This window comes from Xanthomonas sp. NCPPB 2586, assembly GCF_041475775.2.
Lineage (GTDB): Bacteria > Pseudomonadota > Gammaproteobacteria > Xanthomonadales > Xanthomonadaceae > Xanthomonas > Xanthomonas campestris.
Genome location: NZ_CM192981.1, coordinates 3,536,458 through 3,560,096, shown reverse-complemented (window position 1 = coordinate 3,560,096; position 23,639 = coordinate 3,536,458). Strand labels below are relative to the sequence as shown.

The 23,639-nt window shown below is 66.2% G+C and carries 17 protein-coding genes; 9 read left to right on the top strand and 8 right to left on the bottom strand.

Annotated features, from left to right (window positions below):
- The first annotated feature begins 327 nt into the window (after window positions 1-327).
- Both ACCQ09_RS15455 and ACCQ09_RS15450 read left to right on the top strand, forming a co-directional pair.
- On the top strand, window positions 328-2,202 hold the full coding sequence (locus ACCQ09_RS15455) for an ATP-binding protein (RefSeq protein WP_040941631.1): 1,875 nt from the start codon (window positions 328-330) through the stop codon (window positions 2,200-2,202).
- A gap of 22 nt (window positions 2,203-2,224) precedes the next feature.
- On the top strand, window positions 2,225-4,549 hold the full coding sequence (locus ACCQ09_RS15450; RefSeq protein ID WP_040941630.1) for a tetratricopeptide repeat protein: 2,325 nt from the start codon (window positions 2,225-2,227) through the stop codon (window positions 4,547-4,549).
- Between the two features lie 369 nt (window positions 4,550-4,918).
- Here the strand turns inward: ACCQ09_RS15450 and ACCQ09_RS15445 are convergent, their stop codons facing one another.
- Complete coding sequence (locus ACCQ09_RS15445) at window positions 4,919-6,019, bottom strand: NADH:flavin oxidoreductase/NADH oxidase (protein WP_040941629.1); 1,101 nt, start codon at window positions 6,017-6,019, stop codon at window positions 4,919-4,921.
- A 659-nt stretch (window positions 6,020-6,678) separates the two neighbouring features.
- Here ACCQ09_RS15445 and ACCQ09_RS15440 point away from each other — a divergent pair.
- The 6 genes from ACCQ09_RS15440 to ACCQ09_RS15415 are packed head-to-tail and all read left to right on the top strand — an operon-like array spanning window position 6,679 to window position 12,086.
- Window positions 6,679-7,521, top strand: a complete 843-nt coding sequence (locus ACCQ09_RS15440) for an STAS domain-containing protein (RefSeq protein WP_011036368.1) — start codon at window positions 6,679-6,681, stop codon at window positions 7,519-7,521.
- A gap of 1 nt (window position 7,522) precedes the next feature.
- Window positions 7,523-7,885: an STAS domain-containing protein gene (locus ACCQ09_RS15435; protein WP_011036369.1), complete on the top strand. Its 363-nt coding sequence runs from the start codon at window positions 7,523-7,525 to the stop codon at window positions 7,883-7,885.
- Window positions 7,882-8,283 (top strand): anti-sigma regulatory factor, encoded by a 402-nt coding sequence (locus ACCQ09_RS15430; RefSeq protein ID WP_011036370.1) that lies wholly within the window; start codon window positions 7,882-7,884, stop codon window positions 8,281-8,283. Before ACCQ09_RS15435 ends, ACCQ09_RS15430 begins: the two co-directional genes overlap by 4 nt.
- Window positions 8,274-9,284, top strand: a complete 1,011-nt coding sequence (locus ACCQ09_RS15425; protein WP_040941628.1) for an ATP-binding protein — start codon at window positions 8,274-8,276, stop codon at window positions 9,282-9,284. The genes ACCQ09_RS15430 and ACCQ09_RS15425 overlap by 10 nt, the downstream gene beginning before the upstream one ends.
- The gene (locus ACCQ09_RS15420; RefSeq protein ID WP_040941627.1) at window positions 9,281-10,159 is read left to right on the top strand and encodes a sensor histidine kinase; all 879 of its coding nucleotides are present in this window, start codon (window positions 9,281-9,283) and stop codon (window positions 10,157-10,159) included. The genes ACCQ09_RS15425 and ACCQ09_RS15420 overlap by 4 nt, the downstream gene beginning before the upstream one ends.
- Window positions 10,152-12,086 (top strand): PAS domain-containing hybrid sensor histidine kinase/response regulator, encoded by a 1,935-nt coding sequence (locus tag ACCQ09_RS15415; RefSeq protein ID WP_197708510.1) that lies wholly within the window; start codon window positions 10,152-10,154, stop codon window positions 12,084-12,086. Before ACCQ09_RS15420 ends, ACCQ09_RS15415 begins: the two co-directional genes overlap by 8 nt.
- Window positions 12,087-12,169: 83 nt before the next feature.
- On the opposite strand, the gene ACCQ09_RS15410 is transcribed toward ACCQ09_RS15415, so the two are convergent.
- The gene (locus ACCQ09_RS15410) at window positions 12,170-13,933 is read right to left on the bottom strand and encodes a glycoside hydrolase family 43 protein (RefSeq protein WP_372386167.1); all 1,764 of its coding nucleotides are present in this window, start codon (window positions 13,931-13,933) and stop codon (window positions 12,170-12,172) included.
- A gap of 183 nt (window positions 13,934-14,116) precedes the next feature.
- On the opposite strand from ACCQ09_RS15410, the gene ACCQ09_RS15405 reads away from it, so the two are divergent.
- Window positions 14,117-16,486 (top strand): TonB-dependent receptor, encoded by a 2,370-nt coding sequence (locus tag ACCQ09_RS15405; RefSeq protein ID WP_040941624.1) that lies wholly within the window; start codon window positions 14,117-14,119, stop codon window positions 16,484-16,486.
- Between the two features lie 227 nt (window positions 16,487-16,713).
- Here ACCQ09_RS15405 and trxC read toward each other — a convergent pair whose 3' ends face one another.
- The 6 genes from trxC to ACCQ09_RS15375 all read right to left on the bottom strand — a co-directional run bounded on the left by trxC (window position 16,714) and on the right by ACCQ09_RS15375 (window position 23,551).
- Window positions 16,714-17,160: a thioredoxin TrxC gene (gene trxC / locus ACCQ09_RS15400; RefSeq protein ID WP_011036377.1), complete on the bottom strand. Its 447-nt coding sequence runs from the start codon at window positions 17,158-17,160 to the stop codon at window positions 16,714-16,716.
- A 174-nt stretch (window positions 17,161-17,334) separates the two neighbouring features.
- Window positions 17,335-17,703, bottom strand: a complete 369-nt coding sequence (locus ACCQ09_RS15395; protein ID WP_011036378.1) for a DUF1428 domain-containing protein — start codon at window positions 17,701-17,703, stop codon at window positions 17,335-17,337.
- 181 nt (window positions 17,704-17,884) lie between these two features.
- Entirely contained in the window at window positions 17,885-19,009 is a 1,125-nt protein-coding gene (locus tag ACCQ09_RS15390; protein ID WP_011036379.1) for a hybrid sensor histidine kinase/response regulator, read from the bottom strand.
- Window positions 19,006-19,593, bottom strand: a complete 588-nt coding sequence (locus ACCQ09_RS15385; RefSeq protein ID WP_011036380.1) for a chemotaxis protein CheB — start codon at window positions 19,591-19,593, stop codon at window positions 19,006-19,008. The genes ACCQ09_RS15390 and ACCQ09_RS15385 overlap by 4 nt, the downstream gene beginning before the upstream one ends.
- Window positions 19,590-20,438 carry a CheR family methyltransferase gene (locus ACCQ09_RS15380; protein ID WP_016944969.1) on the bottom strand — a complete coding sequence of 283 codons (849 nt, stop codon included), beginning with the start codon at window positions 20,436-20,438 and terminating at the stop codon, window positions 19,590-19,592. The genes ACCQ09_RS15385 and ACCQ09_RS15380 overlap by 4 nt, the downstream gene beginning before the upstream one ends.
- Window positions 20,411-23,551, bottom strand: a complete 3,141-nt coding sequence (locus ACCQ09_RS15375; protein WP_040941622.1) for a hybrid sensor histidine kinase/response regulator — start codon at window positions 23,549-23,551, stop codon at window positions 20,411-20,413. The genes ACCQ09_RS15380 and ACCQ09_RS15375 overlap by 28 nt, the downstream gene beginning before the upstream one ends.
- Between the last annotated feature and the right edge of the window lie 88 nt (window positions 23,552-23,639).

The following is a 23,639-nucleotide window of genomic DNA, read 5'->3' as shown; positions in this document are numbered from 1 at the left end:
TGTTCGCGCTGTGCCGGACGTTGGCTCAGCCGGCGTTTATGCGCAGCGCGCTTGCACGAAGCAGGCGTGACGTTTGCAGTTTTTGCCGGCAAATCCGGCCGTTTTGCAGCGCTTTGCAAGAGTGTGCTGCCGGGCCTTGAATACCCGGCACCTATGTAACGATGGATGTAACGCTGGGATCTGTTGCCTGAGAAGGCCGGCCTGTGCCGCCGGCGCGGCGCGTACGTGCGCGGTCCGTGGCTTGCGGCTATCCTTTCCGGCTCGCATTGCCACCCAGGCAGGCGTGTCCGAGGATGGACGCGGCCGCCAAGGACACGACGACCGATCATGCAAGATCCCATCAATGAGGCGACGGACGCCTCGCAGATCCGCCGCGCAGGCGTCGATCTCAACGGGCTCATGTCCGTACTCAGCAAGCATTTGTATTCGACGCCGGTGGTCGCGTTGCGCGAGCTGGTGCAGAACGCGCACGACTCGATCCTGCGCCGGCGCCTGGAGCAGCCGGAGTGGGGTGGTGCGTCGCTGATCGAAGTGCATGGCGATCCCGCCCAGGGCACCGTGCGCATCATCGATACCGGCGCCGGGCTGACCCAACAGGAGATCCACGACTATCTGGCCACCGTGGGCGTGGGCTACACCCGCGGCCTGCGTCAGAGCGGGCATGAAGACAGCGGCCTGATCGGCATGTTCGGGCTGGGCTTCCTGTCGGCATTCGTCCTGGCACGGCGGGTCACCGTGCGCACCACCTCGTATCAGACGCCGACGCTGGGCCATTGCTATGTGTCCAGCAATGCCGAGCAATACACGGTGAGCCCGATTGCCGCACGTGCCCAGGTCGGCACCGAGGTGGTGCTGGAGCTGCATCCGGATTATCTGCCGTTGGCCCAGGAGGGCCGCCTGCGCGAGATCCTGTCGCAGTACTGCGCGCTGTTGCGCGAGCCGATCCAGATTGGCCGCGATGCGCAGCCGATCAACCCGGAGCCGCCGCCGTGGCGCATGGTCGATGCGGTGCCGTTGCATCCGGTGCAGGCCTGGCGCCGCCAGCGCGAATTTGCCGCGCGCTTCGAGCGCAACTTCGAGCCGTTGTGCTGCATGCCGGTGCGCAGCGACGAAGGCAGCGATGCAGTCGGTCTGTTGTGGGTGCAGGATGGGGCGACCTACGGCACCAGCGATAACCGCAATCTGTCGGTTTTTTTGCGTGGCATGTTGCTCGATGACAACGCGCGCGAATTGCTGCCGCCATGGGCCGGTTTCATCGGTGGGGTGATCGAATCCAACCGCTTGACGCCCACTGCCAGCCGCGAAGATTTGCAGCGCGATGCGGTGTACAGCGCGGTGCAACATGCACTCTCCGAAGCCTTGGTGCAAGGTCTGGCCGAGGTCGCGCGTCAGCAGCCGGAGACATGGCGCCGCATCCTGCTCCGTCACAACGAAGCGCTGCTGGGCGCGGCGTTGTGCGACGAGCGCCTGTTCGAATTGTTGATGGAACATGTGCGCGTGCCCACCTCGCAAGGCGATCTGCCGGCGCAGCAACTGCCGGCGCGTGGCGCGGTGCACGTGATCCTGGACAGCGACGCCGGCTTCGAGGAAATGCTGTTCCGCGCCATGGGCGTGCCGGTGGCCTATGGCAACCGCTATGCGGTGGTGCCGTTCCTGCGCCGCTGGGCGCAGGCCAAGGGCGTGCGCCTGGTCGAACTGGGCACCGAACAAGGCAACCGGCAGCTGTTCCATCTGGATAGCCTGCCTGCCGACGAACTGGCCTGGCTGGAGCAGCACCTGGGCGATGGCGAGGCGTTGGTGCCGGCGCGTTTCAGCCCGGAGGAATTGCCGTTGGTGGTGGTGCCCGACCGTGAGGCGGAGCTCAAGCGGCGCCTGGAACAGGACGAGAACGACAAGCGCGTCTCGACCGCGGCCTTGCGCCTGGCGCGGCAGTTCACCGCGCGCATCGAGTCGCAACAGACCCAGCGGCTGTATCTGAATCTGGACAACCCTGCCTTGCAATCCCTGCTGGCCGCGCACCGCGCGGGCAACCCGCAGGCGGCCGTCGCCGCACGTTTGCTGCGTTCGCTCAAGGTGATTGTTGCTGCACAGGGCCGCACCCAGCAGACGCCAGGCGCGGCCGAAGCGGAGGCGGGTGTGTCTGCGTTGAATCGGGCCTTCGGCGATTTTGCCGCGGCTGTCACCCACTTGCTGGCGCGCTGAGCGCCGGATCAAAGGACGCGTCATGGAAATCTGGAACTGGGTGGAAAAACTGCAGGACGATCTGGGCGAAGCCGGGCAGCCGCAAAATGCGCAGCTGCTGACACGCCTGACCGATCACATCTGCGATCTGCAGATCGAGCGTGCCGAGGCGCTATTGCCGGAGGCGCGCGCGCTGGGCAAGACCCTGGCCAACCCGTGGCTGGAAGTGTTCGTCGGACATTGGGAAATGCGCAACCGGGTGGGCAACCTGTGCGAGGGCGAACGTGCGTTGGGCGATGCGGTGTCGCTGTTCGAACGCGCGCACCGCCCCGATGCGGTGGAATGCCCGCAGTCGGTGTGTGTCACCCAGGACCTGGCGGCGTGTTACGCCAACATCGATGGCCCGGGCTGGGTGGAAGAGCGCATCGAGGTGTGCGAAGAAACGCTGGCGCGCATCGACCCCAGCTGGTCGTGCTACCAGTGCCTGAGCTGCGAAAAAGCCGACGCCTTGCTCGACGACGGCCGCGGCGATGCGGCGCTGGCGTATCTGGAGCAGCAGTCGGGAACCATCCTGGCGCACGGCGGCGAGATCTACGACGGCGTGCCGGACATGCGTATCTCGATCCTGCTGGCGCTGGGCCGCGCTGCCGAGGCGCTGGAACTGGTCGAACAGCGCGAACGCGAGGCTGCGCGCGAAGGCGCCGAGTGGGCCAACTGCAGCCAGCCGCGCCAGTTGCAGAAAACCCGCGCGCTGGCCTTGTTGGGGCGCGACGAAGAGGCCAAGCAGGCCCTGCTGCCGTGGCGCGATGTGGCGCCGCGCTATCGCCTGCACTGGTTGCGTGCGGTGGCGGTGCTGGTGTCGCGCGCGCCCGAGCGCAACAGCTGGGACCTGGGCAGCCGCGTGCAGACCATGCTGGACCACTACGCGCAGGTGGGTGCGCACCGCATCTTGATCGAAGCAGCGGAGCTTGCGATCGGGATGGCCTTGCAGCGCGGCGCGGTGTGGACCGCGCGTCGGCATCTGGCGCTGGCCCGCGCGCACGTGCCCAAGTTGCGGCTGGACCGTGGCGCCACCGAGCTGCTGAACACCTTGGCCGCACGCATCGATGCGGCGCCGGTGAGCGCGCCGCCGCCGGCGCCCGCCGACCAGTTGCTGGCGTGGTTGTCCGCGCAGGACCAGGAGTCCGCGCGCAATCCGGAACAGGAAGCGCAGTGGTTGCTGCAGGCAGTGGCCGAGCGGCCCGACGATGCCGAGTTGGTGGACACCGCCGCATCGGCCTTGAGCGCATGTGCGGCCGATGAATACGCGATCGCCTTGCTGTGGCAGTTCGTGCAGCGGCACGCCGATCGCGAAACCAGCCCCACGTTCCGGCTGATGAATCTCTTGCTCGGCCGTGGCGACGAGGCCGGCGTGCGCCGCCTGGCGCAGCTGTATCGCGCGCAGGTGCCGGTGGCGGCGTTGTGGTGCGAGGCGCAGCTGGCACAGCGGCTGGCCGACTGGCCCGCACTGGAGCAGACCTGCACCGCATTGCTGGCGCTCTCGCCGAGCTCGCACGGTGCGCGCGGGCTGTTGGCGCGCATGTACCTCAACACCGGGCGTTTCGCCGAGGCGGCCGAGGTCTATCGGCAGCTGACTGAGCTACTGGAAGAACCGCGCTCGGCATATTGGGACCACATGACCGCCGCCAGTGCGGCGCAGGACTGGGACGCAGTGCGTGCCTCCGCGCAGGCGATCGGCATGGAGTTGAGCAGCACCAGCGGCGTGGTCGAGGAGACCTGGGGCTGGGTGATCATCCGCTGTATCGAAGATGGCGAAGTGGCCGAGTATTACGCACGCCGCACCGGGCCGGTGACCGCACGCATCGTCGAAAATGCGCCGTCGCAGCGCCGCCAGCACGTGGGCGACTGGGTGGTGTTCGATGCGGAACTGGTGTATCCGCCGCCGGAAGACGAGGCCGAACGCGAGCGCTTCGTGCCGACCTATCCGCAGGTGCATGTGCTGCAGGCCGGTGGTTACGGCAACAGCTGGCTGGTGGATGGCGTGCATCCGGGCGAGCAGGCGATCGACGCCTTGCGCAAGGACATCGAATCGCGCGGGTGGACGCTGTGGGTGCATAGCCGCGACGACTATCGCCTGATCGATCTGGACAATGCAGATGCCTTCGATGCGGAAGACCCGCAGTCCGGATTGCCGGGCGTGCTGTTCACCGTGGCTTTGCCGGAGGCAGTGCCACCGCTGGAACTGCACCGCGCGCTGGTGATGGCGACGGCCGGCTGGCCGCACCGCATGTGCTGGATGCGGCTTGCCGAAGCCTGCGACCAGGACACCGCCCCGCATATGCAGGCGATCGAGCGCTACGGTCTGTAAGACCACCAGTGGTTACGGCGCGCTGCGGTTCTCGTGGCGCGCCGTTTTTTTATTGACGAATCGCAATGCGGGCGCTGATGTCTTTAGCGCTGGTAAGCGCGATGACCCTGGAATTTTTTTGACGCTCGAACTAGGCGTCATTGAACCTGCAGAAACAGCGGAATGTTCGCGCTTTTAGGGACACGAAAGCACATCGCTGCGAAACGCTTGCGTGTGATCTCGCAGCGACTGGTACAACATTTCTCGCGCTTATGCCACGCGTCCTGCATCCGGCCAAACATCCAGCACAGACTGGCGTGCACGATGCGCCGCGCCGGTCTGCGACCGTGTGCCTTGCATTTCCAGCAAGGCACACCTTCAAGAGCTGACTCAGCTGCGCTTGCCGTAACGTGCCAGCCAATGTGCGTAGGACGGCGGCAGCACCCACGACGGCCGTTCTTCGCCCAGCGCCAACGCGGCGTGATACGGCCAGTGCGGGTTGGCCAGATGTGCGCGGCCGACCATCACCAGCTCCATCTGCCCGGCCGCAACCACGCGGTCTGCTTCCAGCGGATCGTCGATGTTCCAGGACGAGGCCACCGGCAGCGCGGCCTCGCGGCTCACGCGTTCGGCGATCGGTGCCAGCAGGGCAGGCCCCCACGGAATGACAGCGTTGGGCGTGCTGAAGCCCATGCTGACGTTGAGCAGATCCAGCCCATCGCGCTTGAAATTGCGGGTCAGTGCGATGGCTTCCTGCAGGGTTTCCTCGTCGCGTCCGTCGAACTCGATCACGCCGAAACGTGCGGTCAGCGGCAAGTGTTCCGGCCATACCGCGCGCACCGCCTGCAATGTTTCCAGCAGAAAACGCGCGCGGTTTTCGGCGCTGCCGCCATAAGCGTCCTGGCGCTGGTTGGCATGTACGGAGAAGAAGCTCTGTGCCAGATAGCCATGAGCGAAGTGCAGCTCCAGCCACTTGAAGCCGGCAGCGAGGGCGCGCTTGGCGGCGGCGACAAAATCACCGCGCACGCGGGCGATATCGTCCAGGTCCATTGCACGCGGCAGCTTGGGCAGATTCGCACCGAACGCGACCGCTGACGGCGACAGCGTGTCCCAGCCGCGCGCATCGCCGTCGGCGATATGGTCGTCGCCTTCCCACGGCAGATTGGCGCTGGCCTTGCGCCCGGCATGGCCGATCTGTATACCGGGCACGGCGCCCGCGGCGCTGATGGAGGCGGCGATGCCTGCGAGTCCTTCGGCCTGGGCGTCATTCCACAGGCCCAGGCAGCCGGGGGTGATGCGGCCTTCCGGCGACACGCCGGTGGCCTCGACGATCACCAGCCCGGCACCACCGCGCGCCATGCTGGCGTAGTGCACCTGATGCCAGTCGTTGGTGAAACCGTCGGTGGCGGTGTATTGGCACATCGGTGGGATCGCGATGCGATTACGGAGCGAGACATCCTTGAGCTGATACGGCGAAAACAGCGATGACATCGGGGAGAGAGCCTTGGAAAATCAGGGAGCGATCAGAGCACGCCGCCGCGCGCATCAAAACACTGCCAGTAGCACAGCGCGTTGCAGCGGCTGAAGGCGCGCAGATCGCCGAGCTAGCAAACTTGATCGAGCGCTGCGGCGCGCGGCGGTGCAGCCACCGATTCGCAGGGCAATGCCGCGAAACGCGACCTCAAAACAGTTCCGGCCACACGCAAACCCACGCAACAACGTGCAGCGAACACAGCCGTCACTGTGAGACACCGCCCGACGTGTCCTGACACGCAGCCCGCAGACCAGATCAGCTCTCTCATTTCGCCAACACGCCCCAGTAGCCACCGCACACATGCAGCGGCAGCCTGCGAATCCCGAATCCCGAATCCCGAATCCCGAATCCCGAATCCCGAATCGCAAATCCCCATTCCCCATTCCCCATTCCCCATTCCCCATTCCCGCAGCCGTGGCCCGGCGCACGTTCAGCGCTCCGGAGCAATGTCAAACTGGCCTGGAGCGATCCAAATGACCGCTACAGGTTCGTGTCTGGTTGGCAAACCTGAATTGCTTTAATCTGCAGCGCTTCGGCGTGGGGGCGCCGCGCCAACTTGGGCGCAGTCCAGCTCGCATGCCACGTCATCGTTTACTACTACTCGACGGGTGATCTCATGGTGGCATTGCAGCAGCGCACGATCGATGCGATTCGTGGCCAGGAAGGCGGCTTGTTGTCGGCATGGCTGGGCTCCAGCCTGACCGCCGATGCGCGCATTTCGCACAAGGATGCACAGGCGCAGGGCGCCGACTTTCTGCGCTTGCTGGCGGCTTCGTTGAAGGACGGCGGCAGCAGCCTGGACAGTGCCGAATGGAGCGAAGTGCGCCGGTTCCTGGAGAACCTCTCGCGTGACCGCGCCACCCGTGGTTTCGATTCGCAGGAAACCGCCAACTTCCTCTTCTCGCTCAAGCGCGCGCTGTTTGAACTGGTGCAGCGCGAATACGCCGATACGCCGGAAGAACTCGGCCACCAGCTGTGGGCGCTGTCCGAGCTGATGGATGCGCTGGGCCTGCACACCATCAAGGCGTTCCAGAAAACCCGCGAAGACATCATTGCGCGCCAGCAGGAAGAGATGCTGGAACTGTCCACCCCGGTGGTGAAGTTGTGGGAAGGCGTGCTGGCGCTGCCGATGATCGGCACGCTGGATTCGCAGCGCACCCAGGTGGTGATGGAATCGCTGCTGCAGCGCATTGTCGATACCGGTTCGGAAATCGCCATCATCGACATCACCGGCGTGCCCACCGTGGACACCCTGGTTGCCCAGCACCTGCTCAAGACCGTTACCGCCATCCGCCTGATGGGCGCCGATGCGATCATCAGCGGTGTGCGCCCACAGATTGCACAGACCATCGTGCATCTGGGCCTGGACCTGCAGGGCATCGTGACCAAGGCCAACCTGGCCGATGCGTTGGCGTTGGCGCTCAAGCGCACCGGCGTGACCGTGAGCAAGGCGGGCTGACATGGAGCGCATCCCGATCCTGCGGATGGGTGATCTGTTGCTGGTCACCATCCAGGTGGACATGCACGACCAGCTGGCGCTGACCCTGCAGGAAGACCTGTCGGAAAAGATCAGCGCCACCTCTGCGCGCGGCGTGTTGATCGACATCTCCGCGCTGGACATCGTCGACTCCTTCATCGGCCGCATGATCAGCACCATCTCCGGGCTGGCGGCGATCATGGATGCCAAGACCGTGGTGGTGGGCATGCAGCCGGCGGTGGCGATCACGCTGGTTGAGCTGGGGCTGACCCTGCCCACCGTGCGCACCGCCTTGAATGTCGAACGCGGCATGCGGCTGCTGCAGCAACCCGTGCTCGATCCATGAGCACGCCGGCTGGCTCGCAACCGGTGCGTACCGAGCAGGACGTGGTGATGGCGCGGCAGACCGTGCGCAAGCTGGTGGTGCAATGCGGCCTGCGCCTGGTCGACCAGACCAAGCTGGTCACCGCGGCCAGCGAACTGGCGCGCAATACCGTGATCTACGGCGGCGGCGGCGACATGGACTGGGCGCTGGTAGAGAGCGGCATCCGCAAGGGCGTGCAGCTGACTTTCCGCGACGAAGGCCCGGGCATCCCCAATCTGGACCTGGCGCTGACCGACGGCTGGACCTCGGGCAGCGGCCTGGGCCTGGGCCTGTCCGGCAGCCGCCGCCTGGTGGACGATTTCGTGCTGGACAGCGCGCCCGGCAAGGGCACGCGGATCACCATCACCAAATGGAAGTGACGTTTGCAGGTGCGCCGACCCGGTCGATTCGTCTAGACGACGCAAGCCAAGTCGGGCAGGCACGCCGCGAAGCAGTGGCCCTGGCGCAGGCATTGGCGCTGGATGAGGCCAGCTGTGGGCGCGTGGCGCTGGTGGCCACCGAGTTGGCCACCAATGTGCTCAAGCATGGGCGTGGTGGCTGCGTGCAGCTGTCGCCGGTGGCCGGGCGCGCCGGCGTTGGCGTGGAGTTGTGCACGCTCGACAACGGCCCCGGATTTGCGCTTTCGCAGTGCCTGCGCGATGGCTATTCCACCTCCGGCACGCCGGGCACCGGGCTGGGCGCGATCCACCGCCAGGCGCAGCTGCTGGATGCCTATTCCGATGCGAAGGGCGCCATTGTGGTGGCGCGTGTGTTTGCGCAGCAAGGCGCTGACCAGGACCTGGCGTACGGCGCGCTGCGCGTGCCGATCCACAACGAAACCGTGTGTGGCGATGCCTGGCATCTGGAGATCCGCGAGGCGCGTGCCACGGTAACGGTGATCGACGGGTTGGGCCACGGCGCCGGTGCAGCGGAGGCGGCAGACGCCGGCACCCGCGCGGCCGCGGCAGCCACCGGCGAGCCCGGCGAGCGGGTCACGCGCCTGCATGCCGCCATGTCCGGCACGCGTGGCGGCGCGGCAGCGGTGGCGCAGTTCGACAGCCGCAGCGGACAGGTCCGCTTTGCCGGCGTGGGCAATATCGCGGCCGCGCTCTGCGACGGCGATGGCGTGCGCGGCATGCCATCGCATCCGGGCATCGTGGGCGTGCAGTTCCGCAAGGCGCAGCCATTCGATTTTCCACAGGCCACCGGCAAGCTGCTGGTGATGCACAGCGACGGGCTGCAATCGCGCTGGAATCTGCGCGATCATCCGGGTCTGCTGTCGCGCCATCCGCGCATCATCGCCGCACTGCTGGTGCGCGATCACGACCGCGGCCGCGACGATTGCAGTGTGTTTGTCATGCGCTTGGGAGGCATGTCATGAGTCACTCAAATGAGGTTCCCGCCATCGATGCAATGGCCGAGCTGGAGAGCTTGCGCCAGCAGAATCAGGCGCTGCGCGAGGAACTGGACGAAACCAACCAGGGCGTGCTGGCGTTGTATGCCGAGCTGGATCAGCAGGCTGAGCAATTGCGCGACGTGTCCGAGCTCAAGAGCCGGTTCCTGTCGTACATGAGCCACGAATTCCGCACGCCGCTGGGCTCGATCCTGAGCATCACCCGGCTGCTGGAAGACGGCATGGACGGCCCGCTCAATGCCGAGCAACTCAAGCAGGTGCGCTTTGTCAGCGCGTCCACGCGCGAGCTCAGCGAGATGGTGGACGACCTGCTGGACCTGGCCAAGATCGAAGCCGGGCGGGTCACCATCTCGCCGGGCTGGTTCGATCTGATGGATCTGTTCGCGGCCTTGCGCGGCATGTTCCGCCCGCTCACCGACGCCAGCCGCACCACCTTGATCTTCGAAGATCCGCCGGTGTTGCCGATGCTCTACACCGACGACAAGAAGCTGGCGCAGATCCTGCGCAACTTCATTTCCAACGCGCTCAAGTTCACCCCGCGAGGCCATGTGCGCGTGTTCGCGCAACTGCAGGGCGACACCCACGTGCGCTTCAGCGTGCAGGACACCGGCATTGGGATCCCGGCCGAACTGCACGACGCGCTGTTCGAGGATTTCGTGCAGGTGGATTCGCCACTGCAAAAGCGCCTCACCGGCACCGGCCTTGGCCTGTCGATCTGCAAGCGCTTTGCCGAGTTGCTGGGCGGCACCGTAGGCATCAACAGCGTGGTCGGGCAGGGCTCGGAATTTTTCGTGGTATTGCCGGTGACGCTGGCGCCGCAGCAGGAGGATGGTCTTGCCTAGCAGTCATCGGATTCTGGTAGTGGACGACAACGCGGCCACCCGCTACTCGGTGCGGCGCGTGCTCGAACACCACCAGTTCGTGGTCGAAGAAGCCGGGACCGGTGGCGAGGGGCTGGTGCGCCTGGCTGCCGAGGCATTTGCCGCCGTAGTGCTGGACGTCAACCTGCCGGACATGAGCGGCTTCGACATCGTGCGCACGCTGCGCGCCGAGCCGCGTACCGCGCTGCTGCCGGTGGTGCACGTGTCGGCGGCCTCGATTGCCACCGGTGACATGATCACCGGCCTGGACGCCGGCGCCGATGCCTACCTGATCCATCCGGTCGACCCCAACGTGCTGGTCGCCACCTTGCGCACGCTGCTGCGCGCGCGCAATGCCGAAGAAGCACTGCGGCTCAGCGAGGCGCGCTTTCGCGAAATCTTCGAGCACATCGGCGCGCCGATCGCGGTGGTCGATGCGCAGCTGCACACGCAGGAGGCCAATGCGGCGTTTCAGCGGCTGATCGGCAGCGCCACCCCGTGCGAGGCGATCAACGTGCCCGGCCTGGACCAGTGCGCCACCGTGCAGGCCTTGGCCGCCGCACTGGGCCGGCGCGAGCGCTGGAGCGGGACCTTGTCGATCCTGCGCGATGGCGCGGTGCGCGAAACCGAATGGCGGGTGTCGCCGTACCGCGAACCGGACCTGGGCTTGCTGTTTGTCGAAGACGTCACCGAGCAACGCCTGCGCGAGCGCGAGCAACGCCAGGAACTGGATACCGCCACCTCCGAGCTGGCGCATCAGATTGCCGAGCGCCAACGCACCGAAATCCAGTTGCTGCAGGCGCAAAAGATGGAGGCGCTGGGCAAGCTCACCGGCGGCATCGCGCACGACTTCAACAACCTGCTCACCAGCATCATTTCCGGCCTGGACATGATCCAGTTGGCGGTGGAATCCAACCGCATCGAGCGCGTGCCACGGCTGGCGGAAATCGCTACCGGCTCGGCCCACCGCGCTGCTGCGCTGACCCAGCGCATGCTGGCGTTTGCACGCAAGCAGTCGCTGGATGCGCAGCCGTTCGACGTCAATGCGCGGGTGCGCTCGCTGGAAGACATGCTGCGCCGTTCGATCGGCGAAAACATCGCACTGGAACTGCAGCTGGCGGAGGCGCCACTGGTGGCCATCGCCGATGCCAATCAACTGGAAAACGTGGTGCTCAACCTGGTCATCAACGCACGCGATGCGCTGCAGGGCCACGGCACCATCCGCATCCAGAGCGCGCCGCACACCGCCTACAACGACCCGGAGCTGGAGGACGGCGACTATGTCGTGGTGAACGTGATCGACGACGGCAGCGGCATCGATCCGGCGATCCTGAGCCAGGTGTTCGAGCCGTTCTTCACCACCAAACCGATCGGCGAGGGCACCGGGCTGGGCTTGTCGATGACCTACGGGTTTGCGCGCCAGTCCGGCGGCACCGCACGCATCACCAGCACGCTGGGTAGCGGCACCACGGTGGCCTTGTTGTTGCCGCGCGGGCTGACCGTGGGCGAGGCATTGCCACCGCCGCCGCCGAATGCGCCGCGTGGGCGCTCGCAGCGCATCCTGCTGGTGGACGACACCGATGTGGTGCGCATGATGGTGAGCGAGGTGCTCAGCGATGCCGGGTACCACGTGATCGAGGCCGAAAACGCCGATGGCGCGCTGGCGCAGCTGCGCGCCGATGCACAGATCGACATGGTGGTGTCCGATGTCGGCCTGCCCGGCATGAACGGGCGCGACATGGCCGATGTGGCGCGTGATCTGCGCCCCGGGTTGCCGATCCTGTTCATCACCGGCTACGCCGAAAATGCGGCCACCCGGCAGGAATTCCTCGCCGAAGGCATGGCGTTGCTGCCCAAGCCCTTCAGCCTCAACGACCTGCTCAATACCGTCAGCCGCATGCTGGGCTGACGGCTGCACAGCGCTGCGTGCGCGGAGGAATTTTTCGCACCTCCATACCCGCGCCGAGAACGGCAGCGCGCCGGAACCACGGCTTACGGCCTGTAGGCGTACGGGCCGAAGGTGGCGCCAAGAAAGCCGCCGGCGGTTTCGGTGCTGAGCAGGCTGGCGTCGCCGCGTTCGAGCAAGGTCTGCCATTGCCCGTCGCCTACCGCGAAATCCACGTGCACCGTTGCCGCATCCAGCGCAACGCGCAGCGTCACCGGTTGCGTGGCCGCGGGCAGCGGCATGCGCGCCTGGACCACGCCGGTGGGCGGCTCCTGCGTGCCGGCGCGGCGGTACAGCACCACCGCATTGCCGGCGGCTTCGCGCACCAGCATGGCGGCCAGGAAATGACTTTCCTTGGCGACCACCGCCAGCCCGGCTTGTTCGCCAATGGAGAGGTCGCTGCCATCCACGCTGGCCACCAGCGTGGCGTGGTGGTGCTGCAGGCGGTGGCCGAGATAGGCGGGCTGGCCCGCGCCTTCGGTGCCCAGTGCGATGGTCGACGGGGTGATGCGCAGGCCGGTCGGGCCGGTGGCAAACCACGGCTGGCGTGGCGGGTGGATGGTCATCCACTGCATCGGCACGCGCGCGCCATCGAAGCGCTCGCTCCAGTGCATCGGCCCGCTGGTCGGCGTGGCCTGCGTGCCGGCCGGCAGCGGTGGGCGCGTGGCCACCGACGGGATCGCCTTGCCATGTGGCAACACCAGCGGCCAGCCATCGCGCCATTGCACCGGCAGCAGGAAGGTTTCGCGGCCCAGGGTGTAGTGGTTGCCGCGGTACGGGCGGGTGGCCAGAAACACCGCCCACCAGCTGCCATCGGCAAGTTCCACGAACTGCGCATGGCCAGCGGAGGTGATCGGGGCCGGGCGCGCCGGGTCGAGGTCGCGCTGGGTCAACACCGGATTGCCCGACCACGGCTCGTAGGGGCCGGCGATCTGGCGGCTGCGGTAGACCATCTGCGCGTGCTGTTCGCCGGTGCCGCCTTCGGCCGCGGTGAGGTAGTAGTAGCCATCGCGCCGGAACAGATGCGGGCCTTCGATGTGCTCGGGATTGCTGGCCGGCTGGAAGCCGGAATCCACGATCACCTGGCGCGGGCCGATCAGCTTCATGCGTTGCAGATCCAGTTGCTGCAACCAGATGGCACGGTGGCCGTCGTAGCGCAACTTGCCGGCCGGCACATCGTTGTTGACCAGCCAGGCGCTGCCGTCGTCGTCGAAGAACAGCGACGGGTCGATGCCCTTGGCGTCCAGCCAGATCGGATCCGACCACGGCCCGGCCGGGTCCTTGGCGGTGATCAGGAAATTGCCGCGATCGCAGTAGAAACAGGTGTTGGCGATGTAGAACGTGCCGTCATGGTGACTGATGCTGGCGGCGAACAGGCCGCGGGTGAGCGCGTCGTTGCCGTAGTTGATCTGGCCGGGGCGATCGATGGCGTTGCCGATCTGGGTCCAGTGCACCAGATCGCTGCTCTTGAACACCGGCAGGCCCGGGAAATACCCGAAGCTGGAAGTGACCAGATAAAACGCGTTGCCGACGCGGATCGCCGATGGGTCCGGATAGAAGCCTGCCAGCACCGGATTGCGGTACTGGGCGTCAGTGGGCACCGCGCCGCCGTCATCGCCCTGGTAGTCCACCTGGGTGACCAACGCCGTGCCGGCCATTGCCATCTGGCAGGCCATGGCTAGCGCCATGCCACACATCCATCGCAGTCGTTCCACAGCATTTCCCCCTGGTAGCGCGGCGCCTTGGACGGTGTTCCGGCGCGCTGCCAAGCATGACAGCCCGCCCGCAGCGCCGGCATGACGGTTTGCCATGCCAGGCGTGCTGGCCGGAATGGCTAGAGGCGCGCACTGAGCGACGCATCGCGGCCGGCATCGCTGCCATAGAGCTGCAACATCGCTGACATATCGTGCGCGCGGCGCCACACGGCGCCTCCCACGGCTTGCGCACGCCGAACGGACGCAACCACGCGCCACCCACCCAAGGATCACCCTCGCATGTCGCTGTACTCGCCTGTTGCCTCTTCCCTGTCCTGTCTTGCCGCACGCAGCGTGACGCGCTCCAGCGCCGGCCTGCAGCGCACGCTGCTGGCACGCGCTTGCGCCGCATTGCTGCTTGCATCGGTGGCCACTGGCGCGGCCGCGCAACAGGCGCCGGCGAGCCAGGGCGAAGCCAGCCCGACCGCGCTGGACACGGTCACCGTCACTGCCGAGCACCGCGAGCAGAACCTGCAGGACGTGCCGGTGTCGGTGGGCGTGGTGCAGGGCGCGGCGATGCGCGAGTACACCGCCGGTGGCGACGACACGCTGTTGGCGCTGTCCGGCCGGGTGCCGGGCTTCTATGCGGAAACCACCACCGGGCGCATCTTCCCGCGCTTCTATATTCGCGGCCTGGGCAATATCGACTTCTATCTCGGCGCTTCGCAGCCGGTGTCGATCATCCAGGACGACGTGGTGCTGGAGCACGTGGTGCTCAAGTCCAACCCCGTCTACGACGTGGACCAGGTGGAAGTGCTGCGCGGCCCGCAGGGCACCCTGTTCGGCCGCAATACCACGGCCGGCATCGTCAAGTTCGACACCGTCAAACCCGGCGACACCTACACCGGGCGCGTCAACGCCAGCTACGGCAGCTACAACACCATCTCGCTGGATGGCGGCTTCGGCGGCCCGATCAACGATGTGCTGTCGTTCCGCGTGTCGGCGTTGTACCAGCACCGCGACGATTGGGCAGACAACACCTTCGCCGGCAGCAGCGCCGACGGCACACGCACGCCGCGCAAGGACGCGATGGGCGGGTACAACGACCGCAATGCGCGCCTGCAGCTGCTGCTCAAGCCCAGCGAGGAATTCTCGGTGCTGGCGTCCGCACACACGCGTGATTACGACGGTACCTCCACGTTGTTCCTGCGCAATGCGGTGACCCGTGGCAGCGACAAGGTGGATGTGCCGCGCGACCGCGTGGCCTATGACGAAGCGCACGACAACCCGCAGGCGTACAAGACCGATGGCGGCTCGATCAAGGCGGTGTACGACTTCGGCGGCGTGTCGCTCACCTCCATCAGCGCCTACGAAACCACCTCCGGCTATAGCCGGGGCGACACCGATGGCGGCGCGGCGGCCAATTATCCGGTCAACGGTGTGCCGAACGGCTTCGGCCAGTCGATGGGGCAGATCCGTGACCTCGACCAGTACACCCAGGAATTGCGCCTGGCCAGCGTGGGCGATGACGCGCTGCAGTGGCAGGTGGGCGGGTTTTATTTCGATGGCCGCGACACCACCGACTTCTACCAGCGCGCCTATTTCCTGCAGACCGCCGCGCGCAACCCCAACAACTGGGTGCGCCTGCGCAACACCAATACCTCGTGGGCCGGCTTCGGTCAGCTCAGCTACAAGGCCACCGATGCGCTCACGCTGACCGCCGGCATTCGCCAGACCAAGGACACCAAGGAAACCCGCCTGCTCAAGACCGCCGACACCGCTGCCGGCGCGGTCACCTACCGCGGCCGTCGCGACGTGCGCCTGTCCGACACCCAGCCCAGCTGGGACCTGAGCGCGATGTACGAAATCAACCCGGACCTGAGCGTGTATGCACGCGTGGCCCGCGGCTTCCGCGGCCCCACCATCCAGGGCCGCAGCGCGGTGTTCAACTTGGACTTCACCACCGCCGATTCGGAAACCATCCTGTCCTGGGAAGCAGGCATCAAGAGCAGCCTGTTCGACAACCGCCTGCGCCTGAATGTCAGTGGCTTCACCTACACGGTGGACGACATCCAGCTCAACGGCAACGACGCCGACGGCAATGGCGTGCTGTTCAACGCCGACAAGGCCAAGGCCTACGGCCTGGAAGCGGACCTGGATTGGCGCCCGATCTCCAACCTGTCGCTGACCGCCGGCCTGAGCCTGCTGCACAGCGAAATCCAGGACAAGCGTGTGTATGCGCAGGCCTGTGCGCTCAACGGCGTGGTGGTGTGCACGGTCAACGACCCCACCATCCGCGTGGGCGCCAACACCTTCGCGCAGATCGATGGCAACCCGCTGCCCAACGCGCCCAAGTACAACCTCAACCTGGCCGCGCGCTACGACATTCCGGTGGGCAATGACGGTGCGTTCTTCGTGTCCACCGATTGGAACAAGCAGGGCGAAACCAGCTTCGTGCTGTACGACTCCACCGAGTTTCGCGCCGACGGTAACTTCGAGGGCGGGCTCAAGCTGGGCTACACCGGTGGCTACGGCGCGTGGGAAGTGGCGGCGTTTGCGCGCAACATCACCAACGAAAAGAACGTCAAGGGCGTGATCGAGAACTACATGGCCGCGGTCTACAACGAGCCGCGCATTGTGGGCGTGTCGGTCAACGTCAACTGGCAGTAAGCGAAAGCGTTTGCGCTGTAAGCAGTGCGGCGGCCATGAGCCGCCGCTCTGCGTTCAAACGGCTTGCAGCGTTCAAACGGCTTGCAGCGTGCAGGCGTCTCATCGTGCAACCTGCGCGTGGGTCAACCACTGCTTCCAGTTGGCCGGCCGCTGATCGACCTCATGGCCTGACGCGCGCATGTGCCGCATGCACACACGCATGCAGCACGCATCCGCATGCACGGACTTCAGTGGCTGGACAGCACCGAACGCGCCCAGGCGATGATCTGTGTGCTGCCCATGGCGCCGGACTGGCGGGCCAGCTCCTTGCCGTTGCGCAGGATCAGCAGGGTAGGGATGCTGCGGATTCCAAACCGCGTGCCCAGCACCGGATGCAGATCGGTGTCCACCTTGGCCAGGCGCAGCTGCGGCTCCAGGCTGGCGGCGGCCGCGGCAAACTGCGGCGCCATGCTCAGGCACGGCCCGCACCACGGGGCCCAGAAATCCACCAGCAGCGGCAGTTCGCTACGTACCGCATGTTTATCGAAATCCGCCGACGACAGCGCCACCGGCGTGCCCAGGAACAAGGCGGTATGGCAGCTGCCGCACTTGGGCGCATCGCGCAGCCGCGAGGGTGGCAGCCGGTTCATTGCGGCGCAGCTGGGGCAGGCCACCAGTAGCGGTGTATCGGTCATCAAGGCTCTCCAGTGGGTACGCGCATTTGCCCGGCACGGCGTGTGCTGCATCGGATTGCAATGCAGGACACGCAGGCTGGTCAGTGTAATGCGCGCACCGCTGCAGCCTTGTGCAGGCGGGTGGACGCACTGCCACTGGCGAATGCATCCACCCGAAGTTGCCGCGCAATGCGCTCAGCGGGCCGCCTTGCCCAGCGTGACGACCGGCACGAAGCCGCCGTAGATCATGCGCCTGCCGTCGAAGGGCATCGGGTTGTTCTCCGGATCCATGCGCGGGTCGTCCATCATCTTCTGCATGCCGGCATCGCGGGTGGCCTTGTCCGGCCATTCGATCCAGGAAAACACCACGGTTTCGTCCGCGCTGGCTTCCACGGCGCGGTAGAAGTCGGTCTGCTTCCCATGGGCCACATCGTCGCCCCAGCATTCCACCACCCGCAGCGCGCCATGCTCCAGGCAGATCGCATCGCCGGTACGGGCGTGTTCGAGAAACTTCTCTTTGTTGGCAGTGGGCACGGCAAGCACAAACCCATCGATATACGACATGACAACCTCCGTTGGCAGGACGCACGGCGTGCGTCTGTAAATCACGACGAATGAAGCCTGCAAAAATCGACATCAGAGACTGCGCGCGGCATTGCGTTGCACCGTGCGGATGAGGCTGCTTGCTGCTGTCCGTGCCGCGTCCAGTCATTGGGGCAGTTGCCAACAGCATCGCAGACCGGCGTCAGGCAGCCAGGTTGCGCCGGCGCAGTTTGGCCTCGAACACCACGTCGCCGTCTTCGTTGCGTGCCTGCAAGGTGCCGCCATGCGCCTTGACGAACTGATCAGCGATGAACAGGCCCAACCCCAGCCCCTGGCTGGCATGGAAGCTGGCCTTGAATGGTTCGAACAACCGCGGCATCAAGGTGTCGGGGATGTGGCCGGTGTTGCGCACCGACAGCCGCAGGGTGTCGTGTTCACGGCCATCCAGGTGCACCTGCACCGGGTGGCGCCCACCATGCAGCACCGCGTTGCCGACCAGGTTGGACACCACCTGCGCCAGGCGGTCGCCATCGCCATCGCCGTCCAGGTCGCCTTCGGTGCGCAGCTCGATCGGCGTATGCGGGTTGGCCTGCGCCACTTCGCCCACCACGCTGTGCGCCACCTCGCCCAGGTTGCATGGGCCGAACTGCATCGACAGCCCGTCGGTACGCAGGCGCGAGAAATCCAGCAATTGTTCGACCATGCGCGCCATGCGCCGCGCGCTGTTTTCCAGATGCTCCAGCGTGCGCGCGGCCGAGCCGTCTTCGGGCACGTCCAGGCCGAGCTTGTCCGCGCACAGCAGAATCACCGACAGCGGCGTGCGCAGGTCGTGGGTGAGCACCGCCATCATGGTTTCGTTGAGCGTGAGCGCGCGCTCGAGCGAGGCATTGCGGGCCTTGAGCAGGCGCCGCTGTTGGTACAACTCGATGAACACGTTGACCTTGCTCAGGATCACGTGCGGTTCGATTGGCTTGTGCAGGAAATCCACCGCGCCGGTTTCATAGCCCTGAAACGCACGCATCGGGTCGTTCGGCGAGGCGGTCAAAAAGATGATCGGCACATGCCGGCTGCGCTGCGAACCGCGCATCAGCTCGGCCAGCGAAAAGCCGTCCATCTCCGGCATGTGCACATCCAGCAATGCCAGTGCCACATCGTGTTCGAGCAGCAGCTCCAGCGCCTGCGCACCGGAAGCCGCGCACAGCACCTGGATCCCCTCGCGTTGCAGCAGCGCTTCCATGGCCACCAGGTTTTGCGGCACATCGTCGACGATCAGGATCTTGGCGGGTTCGTCGCTGCGGGCGGCGGCGCTGGTCGCGGTGAGGTTCATGCGTGAAAGGCTTCCAGTCGGCTGCAGATCGCCTGCAGGGTGAGCACCGCATCGGCGCCGGCATGGGCGAGCGCGGAGGCGGGCATCAGGGGAGATGCGGCATCGTCGGGGCGCTGGATCCACGCGCTTCCGCCGGCAGTGCGCACCGCGGCCACGCCGGCACTGCCGTCGCTGCTGGCACCGGTGAGCAGGATCGCGAGCAGCCGCTGGCCGAACACATCGGCAGCCGATTCGAACAACGGGTCGATCGCCGGGCGCGAGAACAGCACCGGTGCATCCATCGACAATGCCAGGCTGTCGCGGCCTTCCACCAGCAGGTGATAGTCCGGCGGCGCGATGGTCACCGTGCCGGGCTGCAGCGGTTGTTTGTCGATGGCTTCGCGCACCGGCAGCGCGCAGCGCGCATCCAGCAGCTCGGCCACCTGGCTGGGGCGGTCGCGCGGCAAATGCAGCACCACCAGCACCGGCATCGGCAGCGTGGCCGGCAGGCCGGACAACAGCGTCTGCAATGCCATCACGCCACCGGCGGAAGCGCCGATCACGATGGCATCGAATTCCAGATACTGCGGCGTGGCCGGGCTCATGCGGCCTTCCGGTACAACCGCTGCTCGCGCGCACAGGTTTCGAAGGCCTGTGCATGGGCGCCGAACTGCAGCGACTCCTTGCTACCCAGCCCCAGGAAGCCACGGTGCACCAGCGCATCGTAGAACAGGCCCACCGCGCGATCCTGCAGGCTGCGGTTGAAATAGATCAGCACGTTGCGGCACGACACCAGATGCACTTCGGAGAACACCGTGTCGGTGGCCAGGCTGTGATCGGCAAACACGATATTGCGTTTGAGCCGGCGGTCGAACACCGCGCCGTCGTAGGCGGTGGTGTAGTAATCCGACAGCGAACCGCGGCCGCCGGCGTCCAGATAGTTGCGGCTGAACTGGGCAATGCGGTCGATGCCGTAGGCACCGGCCTCGGCCATGTTCAGTGCTTCAGGATTGATGTCGGTGGCGTAGATCACCGCGCGCTCCAGCAGGCCTTCTTCGTGCAGCAGGATCGCCAGCGACCAGACCTCTTCGCCGGTGCTGCAGCCGGCCACCCATAGCTTGATCGACGGATAGGTGCGCAACACCGGGACGGCGTGTTCGCGCAATACCCGAAAATACGCCGGGTCGCGAAACATTTCCGAGACCTGCACGGTAAAGAACTGCATTGCCTGGGCAAAGGTGTCCGGCTCGTGCAGCAAGCGGTGCTGCAGATCGGCCACGCGCGCGCAGTCGAAGCGGCCCATGGCGTGGCGCATGCGCCGGCGCAACGACGACACCGCGTAATCGCGAAAATCGTAGTGGTAGCGCTGGTAGACCGCTTCCAGCAGCACGCGCAGCTCCAGGTCGAACAGCTCCACTTCAGTCATTGCCGCGAGCACCACACCCGGCACAGCGACACCAGCTTGTCCACGTCGATGGGCTTGGCGATGTAGTCGTTGGCGCCGGCCTGCAGGCAGTGTTCGCGGTCGTCGGCCATCGCCTTGGCGGTCAGCGCGATGATCATCAGGTCTTGCCACTGGCGGTTGGCGCGGATCTGGCGCATCGCGGTGATGCCATCCATCTCCGGCATCATGATGTCCATTAGCACGAGGTCCACTTCGTGCTTGGCCAGGTGCTCCAGCGCCTCGCGGCCGTTGCGGGCGATCTGCAGGGTGACGCCCAGCGGTTCGAGCACGCTGGACAGCGCGAAGATGTTGCGCACATCGTCTTCGGCCAGCAGCACGGTGGCGCCATCGAGCACCGCATCGCCGCGGCGCGCTTCGCGCAGCAGGCGCTGCTGGTCGCTGGGCAGCGAGGCTTCCACGCTGTGCAGGAACAAGGTCACCTCATCGAGCAGGCGCTCGGGCGAACGCACGCCCTTGATGATGATGCTCTTGGAGTAGCGGCGCAGGCGTTGTTCTTCGTCGCGGGTGAGCGCACGGCCGGTGTAGACGATCACCGGCGGGAAGGCCACCGCATCGTTGCCGGCCATGCGTTCGAGCAGGTCGTAGCCGCTGCCGTCGGGCAGGGCCAGGTCGGTGACCATGCAATCGAATGTGGCGCTGCCCAGTTGGTCCATCGCCTCGGCAATGGTGCCGACTGCGACGATCTCCAGCTGATCGCGGGCCAGCAGCAGTTCCAGGTTGGCGCGCAGCGCGCTGTCGTCTTCGACGATCAACAGGCGGCGCAGTGCGCGCGCGTTGGTTTCTTCCAGCTGGCGGATCGCCCCGGCGAGCAATTCGCGGGTGGCCGGCTTGATCAGGTAGCCCACCGCACCCAGCTCCAGCGCAATCTGGCTGCGCTCCAGCGCCGAGACCACATGCACGGGGATGTGGCGGGTGGCCGGGTCGCGCTTGAGCCGCTCCAGCACGCTCAAACCGGAGGCATCGGGCAGGCCGATGTCGAGCAGGATGCCGCTGGGGCGCAGTTCGGCGGCCAGCCGCAGCGCTTCTTCGGCATTGGGCGCCACCACGCAATCGAAATCGAGCTCGTGCGCCAGGTCGACCAGGGCCTGCGCAAAGCGGGTTTCATCTTCCACCGCCAGGATCAGGCGGCCGGGGCGGGTGCGCTGATCGCGGTCATCCTCGGCGCGCACGCTCGGTGCCGCGTTGCTGGCAGGCGTTGTTACCGGCGCAGCACTGATTACGGCGGATGTGCGCGCTGCAAAGAGCTGCGTGGTGTCGCTGCGCGGGGTGGGCGCGAGGTGCGTCGCCGGTGCAGCAGCCGGGGCAGCTGCGTCGGCAGGTGCGCCGTCCACGGGCAATTCCAGGGTGAAGCAGCTGCCACGTCCGGGCTCGCTGTCCACGCTGATGCTGCCGCCCATGCGCAACGCCAGGTCGCGCGAGATCGACAAACCCAGCCCGGTGCCGCCATAGCGCCGGCGGGTGCTGCCATCGGCCTGGCGGAACGCTTCGAAGATCACCTCGCTCTGCTCGCGCGCAATGCCGATGCCGGTATCGCACACCACAAAGCGCACGCGCCCATTGCCGTGCGATTGCACCGCCAGGCTGACCTGGCCGTGCTCGGTGAACTTGATCGCATTGGCCAGCAGGTTCTTGAGGATCTGCTGCAGGCGCTGGTTGTCCACCACCAATTGCGTCGGCGCGGCGGCGTCGGCGCTGATCTCCAGCTGCAGGCCTTTCTGCCGCGCCAGTGGTTCGAAGGTGTCGCGCAGGCGCTGCACCACCGAGCTCATCGCCACGGTGTCGTCCGACAATTCCACATGCCCGGCTTCGATCTTGGACAGATCCAGGATGTCGTTGATCAGCGCCAGCAGATCGTTGTTGGACGAATGAATCGCCTGCGCGTACTTCACCTGCTCGGCGGTGAGCGTGTGGTCCTTGTTGTCGGCCAGCAGCTTGGCCAGGATCAGCGAGCTGTTGAGCGGGGTGCGCAACTCGTGCGACATGTTGGCCAGGAATTCGGACTTGTAGCGCGACGCGGTGGACAGCTCGTTGCTGTTGCGCACCAGTTGCCCCTGCGCCACCAGCAAGGCCTGTTTTTGCGCCTCCAGTGCCTGGGTGCGTTCTTCCAGCTGCACGTTGGTCTGTTCCAGTTCGGCCTGCTGCTGTTCCAGATCGCTCTGTGACTGCTGCAGGCTGCGGCTCTGTTCTTCCAGTTCCTCATTGGCCACGCGCAGTTCTTCCTGCTGCGTCTGCAATTCCTCGCTCTGCCGCTGGGTTTCTTCGAGCAGGCTCACCAATTGGGCGCGCAGCAGCGCGGTGCGCAGGGCAACGCCGATGTTCTCGCCGCAGCGGGCGAGCAGCTCTTCTTCGCGGGTGGCGGCCGTGCCCGGCGCGCCCGTGCGGCCCAGCTCGACGATGCCGATGATGCGGCCGTCGGCAGTGACTGGCGCCAGCAGCAATTCCTGGCAATCGCTCTTGCCCAGGCTCGAGGCAATCTGCAGGTGCCCGGCATCCACGCCACGCACGCGGCGCACGCTGCCGCGCTGCAGGGTTTCGCCCAGCTGGCCGAGGTTGGTGGGCAGGGTGCTTGGTACGTCCTCGGCCAGCGCGGCGCCGCCGGTCAGGCGCAGGCGCTCGCCTTCCAGCCGATACAGCGCGCCAACTTGCGCTTCCAGCGTGTCGCACAGGGCGCGCACGGCGGCATCGGCCAGCGCTTCCGGGCTCTGGTCGCCGCGCAGGCTCGCTTCGACGGTGTTTTCGGCCTGCTGCAGCCACAGCGCGGTTTCGGCCTGGCGGCGGGCGCGGATCGCCTGCATCACCACCAGCGCCATGGCCAGAAAGGAGATGCCGCCGATGCTGCGGTTGACCGAGGAGAAACTCGAATTGGTGCTGGACGGGGCCAGGTGGAAACCGATTGCCAGCAACACGCACGACAGCACGCCCACCACCAGCGGCACGCGCACATGGTTCTGGAACACGGTGACGCCGACGGCGACAAAGTAGGTGAGCCACACCGCGTACCCCAGCGGCGTGACCAGTTCCACCCCCAACGTGCCGGCCATCAACCCTGCTGCGATCACCCAGATCCAGCGGTCGCGCGAGGTCGTGATGTTCTGCATGGAGGTGTGGACCAAACTGGGAGGGCGGTCATGGTAGCCGATAAATTTCACACGCAAATCGCCGGTTTTTTGACGGATTTACAGCCGT

Bases quoted from the DNA above. Each gene is read 5' to 3' on its own strand.
- ACCQ09_RS15455 (WP_040941631.1), top strand. From the start codon at position 328: ATGCAAGATCCCATCAATGAGGCGACGGACGCCTCGCAGATCCGCCGC.
- ACCQ09_RS15450 (WP_040941630.1), top strand. From the start codon at position 2,225: ATGGAAATCTGGAACTGGGTGGAAAAACTGCAGGACGATCTGGGCGAA.
- ACCQ09_RS15445 (WP_040941629.1), bottom strand. From the start codon at position 6,019: ATGTCATCGCTGTTTTCGCCGTATCAGCTCAAGGATGTCTCGCTCCGT.
- ACCQ09_RS15440 (WP_011036368.1), top strand. From the start codon at position 6,679: ATGGTGGCATTGCAGCAGCGCACGATCGATGCGATTCGTGGCCAGGAA.
- ACCQ09_RS15435 (WP_011036369.1), top strand. From the start codon at position 7,523: ATGGAGCGCATCCCGATCCTGCGGATGGGTGATCTGTTGCTGGTCACC.
- ACCQ09_RS15430 (WP_011036370.1), top strand. From the start codon at position 7,882: ATGAGCACGCCGGCTGGCTCGCAACCGGTGCGTACCGAGCAGGACGTG.
- ACCQ09_RS15425 (WP_040941628.1), top strand. From the start codon at position 8,274: ATGGAAGTGACGTTTGCAGGTGCGCCGACCCGGTCGATTCGTCTAGAC.
- ACCQ09_RS15420 (WP_040941627.1), top strand. From the start codon at position 9,281: ATGAGTCACTCAAATGAGGTTCCCGCCATCGATGCAATGGCCGAGCTG.
- ACCQ09_RS15410 (WP_372386167.1), bottom strand. From the start codon at position 13,933: ATGGCAAACCGTCATGCCGGCGCTGCGGGCGGGCTGTCATGCTTGGCA.
- ACCQ09_RS15405 (WP_040941624.1), top strand. From the start codon at position 14,117: ATGTCGCTGTACTCGCCTGTTGCCTCTTCCCTGTCCTGTCTTGCCGCA.
- trxC (WP_011036377.1), bottom strand. From the start codon at position 17,160: ATGACCGATACACCGCTACTGGTGGCCTGCCCCAGCTGCGCCGCAATG.
- ACCQ09_RS15395 (WP_011036378.1), bottom strand. From the start codon at position 17,703: ATGTCGTATATCGATGGGTTTGTGCTTGCCGTGCCCACTGCCAACAAA.
- ACCQ09_RS15390 (WP_011036379.1), bottom strand. From the start codon at position 19,009: ATGAACCTCACCGCGACCAGCGCCGCCGCCCGCAGCGACGAACCCGCC.
- ACCQ09_RS15385 (WP_011036380.1), bottom strand. From the start codon at position 19,593: ATGAGCCCGGCCACGCCGCAGTATCTGGAATTCGATGCCATCGTGATC.
- ACCQ09_RS15375 (WP_040941622.1), bottom strand. From the start codon at position 23,551: ATGCAGAACATCACGACCTCGCGCGACCGCTGGATCTGGGTGATCGCA.